Source organism: Kitasatospora sp. MBT63, assembly GCF_000710465.2.
Lineage (GTDB): Bacteria > Actinomycetota > Actinomycetes > Streptomycetales > Streptomycetaceae > Kitasatospora.
Genome location: NZ_JAIZ01000375.1, coordinates 16,818 through 26,231 on the forward strand (window position 1 = coordinate 16,818; position 9,414 = coordinate 26,231).

9 protein-coding genes are annotated in these 9,414 nt (G+C 74.9%); 4 read left to right on the forward strand and 5 right to left on the reverse strand.

All coding sequences use genetic code 11. The annotated features are described in order from the left end of the window. The coding region (locus AA75_RS44830) for a VOC family protein (RefSeq protein WP_033821892.1) at positions 1 to 235 on the reverse strand (235 nt) is incomplete at its 3' end. Between the two features lie 173 nt (positions 236 to 408). On the opposite strand from AA75_RS44830, the gene AA75_RS22035 reads away from it, so the two are divergent. The 3 genes from AA75_RS22035 to AA75_RS22045 all read left to right on the forward strand — a co-directional run bounded on the left by AA75_RS22035 (position 409) and on the right by AA75_RS22045 (position 3,114). Then, complete coding sequence (locus tag AA75_RS22035; RefSeq protein ID WP_051813020.1) at positions 409 to 987, forward strand: TetR/AcrR family transcriptional regulator; 579 nt, start codon at positions 409 to 411, stop codon at positions 985 to 987. 174 nt (positions 988 to 1,161) lie between these two features. Next, complete coding sequence (locus AA75_RS22040) at positions 1,162 to 2,043, forward strand: SDR family NAD(P)-dependent oxidoreductase (RefSeq protein WP_033821893.1); 882 nt, start codon at positions 1,162 to 1,164, stop codon at positions 2,041 to 2,043. Positions 2,044 to 2,109: 66 nt separating this feature from the next. Then, a complete protein-coding gene (locus tag AA75_RS22045; protein WP_033821894.1) occupies positions 2,110 to 3,114 on the forward strand; it encodes a hypothetical protein in 1,005 nt (334 codons plus the stop codon). A 24-nt stretch (positions 3,115 to 3,138) separates the two neighbouring features. Here the strand turns inward: AA75_RS22045 and AA75_RS22050 are convergent, their stop codons facing one another. The 3 genes from AA75_RS22050 to AA75_RS22060 all read right to left on the reverse strand — a co-directional run bounded on the left by AA75_RS22050 (position 3,139) and on the right by AA75_RS22060 (position 6,352). Continuing rightward, positions 3,139 to 4,059 (reverse strand): RNA polymerase sigma-70 factor, encoded by a 921-nt coding sequence (locus AA75_RS22050; protein ID WP_033821895.1) that lies wholly within the window; start codon positions 4,057 to 4,059, stop codon positions 3,139 to 3,141. Further along, complete coding sequence (locus AA75_RS22055; RefSeq protein ID WP_051813022.1) at positions 4,056 to 5,285, reverse strand: NAD(P)/FAD-dependent oxidoreductase; 1,230 nt, start codon at positions 5,283 to 5,285, stop codon at positions 4,056 to 4,058. Before AA75_RS22055 ends, AA75_RS22050 begins: the two co-directional genes overlap by 4 nt. 137 nt (positions 5,286 to 5,422) lie before the next feature. Beyond that, complete coding sequence (locus AA75_RS22060) at positions 5,423 to 6,352, reverse strand: LysR family transcriptional regulator (protein ID WP_033821905.1); 930 nt, start codon at positions 6,350 to 6,352, stop codon at positions 5,423 to 5,425. Between the two features lie 102 nt (positions 6,353 to 6,454). Between AA75_RS22060 and AA75_RS22065 the strand changes: the two genes are divergently transcribed. Further along, positions 6,455 to 7,345: a reductase gene (locus tag AA75_RS22065; RefSeq protein WP_033821896.1), complete on the forward strand. Its 891-nt coding sequence runs from the start codon at positions 6,455 to 6,457 to the stop codon at positions 7,343 to 7,345. A 97-nt stretch (positions 7,346 to 7,442) separates the two neighbouring features. Here AA75_RS22065 and AA75_RS22070 read toward each other — a convergent pair. Continuing rightward, positions 7,443 to 9,414: alpha-galactosidase (locus AA75_RS22070; protein ID WP_149038297.1), on the reverse strand; the 1,972-nt coding region annotated here is incomplete at its 5' end.

A 9,414-nucleotide genomic window follows, 5' to 3' on the forward strand; every position in this document is an offset into this window, starting at 1 on the left:
CCGCGGAGGTGCTGGTCAGGTCGAAGTGCATGTGGTTCTGGACGGTCTTGCGCTCCTCGGACGGGAGGAAGCGGAGCCGGAACCCGGTGTCGTCGTCCGGCAGGACCGTGAGGCCGTCGGCGGGGGCGCCCGGGGAGTCGTCGGTCAGCTCGCGGCCCAGCAGGTCCGACCAGAAGCGGGCGAGACGGCGCGGGTCGTTCGCGTCGAAGCAGAGTGCGTGGAGGTGCGACGTCATCCCCGGACATCTCCGATCACAGGGGCCGTTGGGCAGGTGCTGGCAGGTGCTCGCTGGAGCCTGCCCAGACGGGGCCACGCGGTCAACTCATTAACGGTTCCGCTGCGGTGCACCGCCGAGCGGCGGCCGGTGCCCGGCTCGGGGGCCGACCGAGGGGCCCGTATGCTGGGCGGGTGACACCGAGATCCGAGCAGGGGCCAGTGCTGCGCGCGGACGCGGCGCGCAACCGGGCGCTGGTGTTGCGCATCGCCCGCGAGCAGCTGGCCGCCGGTGACGACTCGCTCCAGCTGAACGCCATCGCCAGGCTTGCCGGTGTCGGCGTGGGAACCGTGTACCGGCACTTCCCCAACCGTCACGCGCTGCTGGAGGCCCTGTCCGCGGAGCGGTTCCAGGAACTGGTCCTGGAGGCCAGGGCGGCCGCGGCCGACGAGGACGCCTTCGCGGGTCTGCGCCGCCTCCTGCGGTTCACCCTGGCCCGCGCCCTGGAGGACACCGGCTTCGCCGCCGTGCTCGAGTCCGCCAACGACGCCGAGGCGCACACCTCGGCGATGAAGGCCGAACTCGACGACGCGGTGGCCCGACTGCTCGACCGGGCCCGCCTGACCGGCGTGATCCGGCCCGGCCTGCGAGCCGGCGACGTCCGCCGGCTGCTGTGCGGCATCGAGCACGCGGTCCGCTCCGGCGACGACGACTCCGCCCGCGCCGGGGTCTACCTCGACATCCTGCTCGAAGGCCTGCGCCCCCCTCGCTGACCCCCCTCGCTGAACCCCCCTCGCTGAGCGCCGCTCCCCGATGAAGTCCCCTGCGTGCGGCGCCGGAGCAGGCCGCGGTCAGCTAAACGGATAGGTATCCGATTGTGCTAGCGTGCCCCCATCGAAACGGATTCGTATCCGCTTTCTGTGGATGCGGCGACGAAGGGCAGAGCCATGGAACAACGAGCGGTCATCACGGCGGGAACCGGCGGCATCGGCCTGGAGACCGCCATCGCCCTTGCCGAACGCGGGCTCGCCGTCACCGTGGTCGGCCGGGACGCCGGGCGCGGCGCCCGCGCGCTCGAACGGATCGCGGCCACCGCCACCGGCGCCGAACCCCGCTTCCTGGCCGCCGACCTCGCCTCGCTCGCCGAGGTCCGGGCCCTCGGCGCCCGGCTGGCCGCCGAAGGGCCGCTGAAGATCCTGGTCAACAACGTCGGTGCGATGTTCGCCGACCGGCAGCGGACCGTCGACGGCATCGAGGCGACCTTCGCCGTCAACCACCTCTCGCCGTACCTGCTGACCGAACTGCTGCTGGACCGGCTCCGGGCCGGCGGACCCAGCCGGATCGTCAACGTCAGCTCCGGCGCGATCCGGGTCGCCAAGCGCACCTTCGACGCCGTCGAACCGCCCGGCGGCTACTACGGCTTCCACTGGTACGGCCGCGCCAAGCTCGCCAACCTGGCCTACACCCTCGACCTGGCCGAGCGCCTGCGCGGCACCGGCGTCACCGTCTTCGCGGCCGACCCCGGCGGCGCCGCGACCGACATGACCAACGGCACCATGACCTCACCCAGGATCGTCTCCCCGGGGCTGCGCCTGCTGTGGCCCCTGGTCCGGCGGACCTTCGAACTCTCCACCGCCGGCCCCGCGTCCACCGCGGCCCGGCCGTCCGTCTTCGCCGCCACCGACCCGTCCCTCGACGGCCGGACCGGTCTGCTCATCGGCCCCGACGTCCGGCCCGTCCCCGCTTTCCGCGGCAGTACCGACCGCCGGACGGTCGACGACGTGCTGAGGCTCAGCCGCGAGCTGGCGCCCGTCCCGGCCACCGCGTGACCGCCTGAGCGGTCCCGGGCGCCCGTACGGCGGTTCGGGCGGACCGCTCCCGGTACGGTGCATCCCGTGACGGCGGAGACGGGTGCGGGTACGGATGCGGACGGGTGGGAGTCGCGGCACCGGGCCGCGTACGGGTGCGGCTCGTGGGAACGGGCCTGCGCTCAGGGCGCGGTACTGACCGCCTGGCACCAGGAGCAGGACCCGCTGGCCGGCGCCGCCACCCGACGGGGGCCGTCCGGCGCACCCGGTTCCCCGCCGAGCCGGCCGAAGTGGCCGAAGTGGCCGTGGGGGAGCGGCCCGCACACCGTGGCCCTGGTGTTCTGGCAGGCCGCGTACGAGGCCGGGATCCTGGTCGACCAGGTCCCCCTGGCCGACGCCGTCCGCCGCTGCGGCACCGGATCCGGCCCGCCGGCGGCCGGTCCGCTGCCCGAGGCCGGTCTCGGCGGCGGTGTCGGGTTCGGCAGCCCGGAGTCGGTCGCGGGCGTCGGGCCGATCCTGCGGGCCCACGCCACGGCCGATCTCCCACGCCCGCGCCCCGCCGGGACACGGCTGACACTCGGTCACCGGGTCCGCGAACTGCGGGCGACACCCGACTGGGACGGCGGCGACTGGCCGGCCGCCCTCGCCCGGGCCCGCCGGGCCATGCAGCGGGCGGACGACCTCCGGGAGCAGGGCATCCGGCACCCCACCGCCGCGGAACGGGCCTGCTGCGGACGGCTCCGGCTGGACCGGGCACCGGCCCGCGGACCCGCGACCTGGCGGGCACGGGCCTCCTACCTGGTGGACCTCGCCACCCGGCTGTCCGCCGCCGCCGACAGCCTGCCGGGCGACGACCGGGGCGAGCCGGGCCCGGCGGCCCAGGTGCTCGGAGCCGTGGCCGGTGCGTGCGCCCTGCTGTCCACCGCCGTCGAGGAGATCGACCACCTGTGGGCGGCCGAGCCGCAGGAACCGGCCGACCCGGCCGGCTGGGAACTGCTCCACGTACCGGGCCCGCTGCTCACCCAGACCGAGGAGACGGAGGACCTGGTCCAGGCGGCCTCCGTCTTCCTCTGGCTCCTCGCCTGCAGCTGAGGTACGGAGCCGGCCCCCGCCGGCCTAGCGGGTGCCGAGCCGGTGGGCGGTGCCCTCGGCGACGGCCCGGAGCTTGTCCGGGTTGGCGACGTTGTGGATGGTGGTGATGCGGCCCTCGGCGTCGAAGTCGAAGGTCACGGTGGCGATCACCCGGCCGCCGCCGCTGAACAGGATCCCGGGGCCGCCGTTGAGCTCGACCAGGGCGGCGTCCATGTCGGCCGGCTCGATGCCCTGGTAGGTGACGGTGCCGATGGCGGCGAACCAGCCCGCCACCGTGGCCGCGCCCACGACCGGGCGCATCGCCTGGCGGACCTTCCCGCCGCCGTCGGTCCACAGCGTGACGTCCGGGGACAGTACCTCCAGCAGGGCGTTGACGTCACCCCCGGTCGAGGCGGCGAAGAACCGCTCGGTGACGGCGCGTCGGCGCGCCCGGTCGGCGGTGAAGCGCGGACGGCGGGCCCGGACGTGCGCCCGCGCGCGGTGCGCCGCCTGCCGCACCGCGGCCTCGGACCGCTCCACCGCCTCGGCGATCTCCGCGTGCCGGAAGCCGAAGACCTCGTTGAGCACGAACACCGCGCGCTCCAGCGGGCTCAGCGTCTCCAGCACCACCAGCATCGCCATCGACACCGACTCGGCGTCCACGGCCGCGTCGGCCGCGTCCCCGCCGGTCAGCACCGGCTCCGGCAGCCACGGCCCCACATAGGTCTCCCGCTGGTGCCGGGTGGAGCGCAGCCGCTCCAGAGCCAGGTTCGACACGATCCGTGCCAGGTACGCCTTGGGGTCGGCCACCTGCGACCGGTCGGCGGCCGACCACTTGATCCAGGCGTCCTGGACCGCGTCCTCGGCATCGGCCGCGGTGCCGAGGATGCGGTAGGCCACCGAGAACAGCAGCGCACGGTGCTGGAGGAACACCTGCTGGCCGGGGTCGGCGGACGGCCGGGTCACCGCTGCCGCCCGACCCGGGTGAAGCGGCCGCCGCGCGGCCAGAGCGCGCCCGAGGCGGGCATCTTCCTCATCCGGCCGTACGTCGGCCAAGGTGCGGCGGTCACCACCTCTTTGTACCAAGCCGCCCGACGGCCGGTCAGGTGGACCCGGCGCGGGCTGTCGTCGGGCCGGGTGAACTGGACGACGGCGTCGTGCCGTCCGAGGCTCACCGGCGTGTGGTAGTACCCGAAACGGAACGGCCGGGGCCGCCGGCCGGCCAGCTCGCGCAGGATCGACACCGCCGCGTGCACACCGGTCGGCATGCCGCCCTGGCAGGTGCCGTGCATGACGCCGTAGTGCTGGCGGACGGCCGCCGCGTCGCCCACGGCGTACACCGCCGGGTGGGACACCGACCGCAGCGCCTCGTCGGTGACCACCCGGCCGCGTTCGTCGACGCCCAGCCCGGCGGCGGCCGCCAGCGGCGACACCCGGGTACCGCTGGTCCACAGGACCACGTCGGCGGGAACGCTCTCCCCGCCGGCCAGCTCGACCGCCCCCGGCAGGACCTTCACCACCTCGACGCCGCTGCGCGCCCGCACGCCCAGGCGGACCAGCGCGGCCCGCAGGTACGCCCCGGCCTTCGGGTTCATGGCTGCGCCCGGCTCGGTCCGGCCCAGCAGTACGACCCGCAGGCCCGGGTACTGTTCGGCGATCTCCGCGGCCGACTCGATGCCGGTGAGGCCGGTGCCGACCACCACCACCGTGCCGCGGCCGCTGCCGCTGCCGTTGCTGTTGCCGAGGTGTGCCAGCCGCCCGGCGAGTACCTCGGCGTCCTGCGCGCCGTTCAGCGTGTGGGCGTGCTCCTCGACGCCCGGTACCGAGGCGGTGTCGGCGACACCGCCCAGCCCGTACACCAGGGTGTCGTAGGGCAGCACGCGGTCGTCGTCGATCCGGACCGTCCTGGCGTCCGCGTCGACGGCCGTCACCCAGCCGCGTTCGAACCGTGCGCCGGTGCCGGCCAGCATCTCCGGGATGCTCAGGTGGGCGACCTGCTGCCCGGTGCCGGTCAGGTGCAGCCGCATCCGCTCGGTGAACCGTTCCCGGGCGTTCACCACGGTCACCTGCACGTCCGCCCGGCCCCGGGTCCGGGCCGCGAGCTGGACCGCCGCGGACATCCCTGCGTAGCCCGCGCCGAGGACCACCACCCGGTGCGCGGTCCTGGCCCCTGCGGTGCGTCGCTCGTTCATCGTTCCGCCTTCCTCCGCCTGCTGCTGATGACCACGGGATGGAAGATGCCGGGCCGTTCGTGACATCCGGCCGGTGTGACGTGCGACACAGGCTCGCCGGGCCGGGGCGCGGTGGGGCTCCCGGTCGGGGCCGGCGGTCAGGTCCGGGCTCGGTCGAGGAGGCGGGCCTGGTCGAGGAGGCGGGCGGCCAGGTCCTCGGCGGGCCCGGCCGCCGGGCCGCGGCGGCGGCGGGAGAGGGCCAGCCCCAGATGGCGGCACGGGCCCGGCCCGGCCAGCGGGAGGGCGACCAGCCCCGGGTGGCGGGTCAGGCCCAGTTCGGGGATCAGGGCGATACCGACGCCGGCGTGGACCAGCGACTGGGCGAAGTCGTAGTCCGTCGCGGTGCAGCAGATCTGCAGCTCGATGCCGGCCAGCTCGGCGTACCGGGTGACCTGGGCGGCCGACGCCCGGCAGCCGAGGATCCAGCGCTGGTCGGCGAGTTCGGCCAGGCGCGGCGGTCGCGACCCGGCGCGGAGCGCGGCCGGGTGGCGGCGGGGCAGGACGACGTGGAGCGGGTCCGCGCCGAGCGGCGTCCAGTCCAGGCCGGACCGGTCGCCCGGCCGGGCGGGCGGCGGGCCGTCGAAGTGGTACGCGAGGGCGAGGTCGGCCCGACCCTCGCGGACGGCCGGCAGGCTCTCCTCGGGCTCCGCCTCCAGGACCGTCAGCGCCACTTCGGGGTGGTCGGCGAGGAACCCGGCCAGTGCGGCGGGCAGCAGCCGGCGGCCGGCGCTCGCGAACGTGGCGACGGTGAGCGTCGTCCGTTCGGCGGTCAGGCGGTCCAGGCGCTGCTGGGTGTCGGCGAGTTCGGCGGCGATCGCGTCCGCGGCCTCGACCAGCAGCCGGCCCGCGTCCGTCAGCGTCACGCCACGGGTGGACCGTTCGACCGCGGGCACGCCGAGGCTCCGCTCCAACGCGGCGATCTGCTGCGATACGGCCGACGGTGTGCAGTGCAGCTCCTGCGCCGCCCGGTTGAAGCTGCCGTGCCGGGCGACCTCGCGCAGCACGGCCAGCCGCTGGACGTCGATCAACAGTTCTCCTTGCGATGGGGTGTGCCGATCGACACTACCGCTGTGGAACGGCCGGGCGCAGACTGATCACCGATGGCGCCGAGACGGGAACGAGGCTGTGCGATGGATGTGTGCGTGATCGGCGGGAGCCGCCACTTCGGGCGGAGGCTGATCGGGGACCTGCGGGACGCGGGGGCGGCCGTGACCGTCGTCAACCGGGGCTCGACGCCCGCGCCGCACGGCGTGACCCGGCTGATCGCCGACCGCGACGACGAGGGCGCGCTGCGCTCGGCGCTCGCCGGCCGGTCCTTCGACGTGGTCGTGGACCAGGTCTGCTACTCGCCGCTCCAAGCCGCCGTCGCCGCCCGGGTCTTCGCCGGGCGCACCCGGCGCTACGTCCTGACCTCCACGGTCGAGGTCTACGCAGGGCTCGGCCGGCCGGGCGCGGCGCCGCTCCCGGAGTCGGCCGTCGATCCGGCCGCCCGGCCGGTGGATCTGCAGCTGCCGTGGGCGGACGAGCGGTTCCGGGCGGAGCACTACGCCGAGGGAAAGCGTCAGGCGGAGGCGCTGCTCGCCCGGCAGGCGCCGTTCGAGGTCGCCGCCGTCCGCACCGCGCACGTCCTCGGCGGCGCCGACTTCACCGGGCGTCTGGCCCACTACGTGGAGCGGATCGGGCGCGGTCTGCCGGTGGTGGTGCACGCGGAGCCGCGGCCCGCGTCCTTCGTCCACGAGCCGGAGATCGCCCGCTTCCTGGCCTGGGCGGCCGCCGCGGACTTCACCGGCCCGGTCAACGCGGCCTCCCACGGGACCTTGGACGCCCGCGAGTTGGCCGCCGCGGTGGGGCGGGTGGTCGGTGCGGAGCCGGTGCTCGCGGTCGGGGCCGGCGAGGAGGTCTCGCCGTTCTCCTTCGACACCTGCTACCCGATGGACACCGGCCGCGCGACCCGCCTGGGCTTCCCGTTCTCGTCGGTCGCCGACTGGCTGCCACAGGTCATCGAGGAGGCCCGGGTGTGAGCAGGCCCGGGTGCGAGCAGGCCCGGGCCTGAGGCACGTCCCGGCGGCCCGTCCCCGGGGCCACCGGGGAACGGGCCGCCGCGACCGGCGGCGGCGGTCAGGACACCGCGGTCCAGGACTGGCCCGGGGCGGCCGTGTTGGCGGTGTTGGTCACCGCCCGTGAGCCGGCGCCGGGGCCGGCGGTGTCGAGCACCAGGCCGGTCGCGACGTTGGTGATGGTCAGTGCGCCGGTCGTGGTGGACTGGACGACCCGCCACTCCTGCCAGGGGTTGCCCGGCGAGTAGTCCAGCAGGTAGGCGCTGTTGCCCGGCGCGCTGCCCGCGGCGAGCACCGTGTGCACATGGGTGCCGGTGAAGCAGTTGTCACTGATCCGCACGGTGCCGTCCGGGTTGGCGGTGAAGGTCCACATCTCGGAGGTGTGGGTCGGCCACCAGGTGTTGACGTCCGCGGCCGAGCCCACCGGCGAGCTGCAGGTGCCCTCGACCTCCAGGACCTGGCCGCCGGTGCCGCCGGCGGACAGCGCGTGGTAGCGGCCGTCGCCGACCAGTGCGGCCGGGACGGTGGCGGGCAGCGGGGACAGCCGGTACAGGGCGGCGCCGTGCGGCGGCAGGTACGCGCTCAGAGTGCCGCCGCCCGCGGTGGTGACGTCGGCGCCGGCGCCGGTCCACAGCTCCTTCGCCGAGTAGCCGGGGCCGCCCGCGCCGATCGCCGACAGGCTGGTGGAGACCGTCCGGGCGGCGCCGCCGTCCTGGTTGAGCAGCAGGACGGCGAGGTCGCCGCCGGCCAGCTGGCGCCTGAGCACCACCGGGTCGGTGGCGCGGTTCGGCGGGCCGCCGACCAGGGTGGCGGGCTTGCCGAGCGGGTCCTGGTCGACCGCGATGACGTCGCGGTTCTTGTACACCGTGAGGGCGGAGTCCGAGATGCCGGTGGACCAGGTGTAGCCGTCCCGGTTCTGGACCGTCTGGGCGGCGGTGCGCAGGTCCGCGCCGGAGATCAGCGGTGACGCCATCATCGACAGCACCGACATCTCGGTGCGGGACTCGTCGTCGGTGAAGGGCTTGTGGCAGACGCAGGTGTCGGCGGGCGTGCCCCACAGCGCGTAGGCGTACTTCCAGCCGGTGAACATCATGTCCATGTCGTTCCAGCTGCCCGGGCGCACATTGGCCGGGTACTCCAGCGCGGTGCGCAGCTGGCCGTTGTACAGCACGCCGTCGATCTCGCTGTCGCGGTCGCCGCCGATCCGGCAGAGGTTGGCGACCTGCCCGCACCACACCCCGGTGGGGGCGTAGCCCGGGGCCTGGAAGGCGGGGGTGCCGGCGGCCCGGATGACCGGGTCGGTGCGGGCCGGGTCGTCGGCGGCCAGCAGGTACGGCACCCCGGAGTGCACGGGCTGGGCGGAGACGCTCAGCGTCACCCGCGGGCGCCCCTGGGCGGCGGAGGCGGCGTCGAGCTCGCGCTGGAAGGTCTGCACCCGGGCGTACATCGAGCGGGTGAGCTCCTTGCCCTCGCCCTGGGTCCAGTAGTTGTGGCCGTCCGGGCCGATGATCTGCGGGCCGTAGGGGCAGTCGTCGTACTTGACGTAGTCGACGCCCCAGGCGACGAAGTCGGCGGCGTCGGTGCTCTCGTGGCCGAGGCTGCCGGGGTGGCCCTGGCAGGTGGTGTAGGTGTCGGTGCTGTAGAGCCCGAACTTCATGCCCTTGGCGTGGGCGTACCGGGCCAGGTACTCGATGCCGTTGACGGTCCGTCCGTCGACGGTGCGGGACGGGAAGTTGCGCGGGTCGGGGATCAGGTGGCCGGTGGTCGGGTCGAGGCCGCCGCCGTCGGTGCCGCTGACCGGGTTGCCGGCGGCGTCGTAGAGCTGCATCGAGCCGTCGGGGTGGCGGACCAGGTCGGTGCTCTGGCCGGTGCGGTGCATCAGTGACCAGCCGTCGTCGATGGTGACGGTGTCGTAGCCGGCCGCGGCCAGGCCGTTGGCGGCCATGAAGTCGATGGTCTGCTCGACCTGCTGCTGGTCGACCTGGGTGCCGAGGGCGTTCCAGGAGTTCCAGCCCATCGGCGGGGTGAGGGCG

Bases quoted from the DNA above. Each gene is read 5' to 3' on its own strand.
- AA75_RS22040 (WP_033821893.1), top strand. From the start codon at position 1,162: ATGGAACAACGAGCGGTCATCACGGCGGGAACCGGCGGCATCGGCCTG.
- AA75_RS22055 (WP_051813022.1), bottom strand. From the start codon at position 5,285: ATGAACGAGCGACGCACCGCAGGGGCCAGGACCGCGCACCGGGTGGTG.
- AA75_RS22065 (WP_033821896.1), top strand. From the start codon at position 6,455: ATGGATGTGTGCGTGATCGGCGGGAGCCGCCACTTCGGGCGGAGGCTG.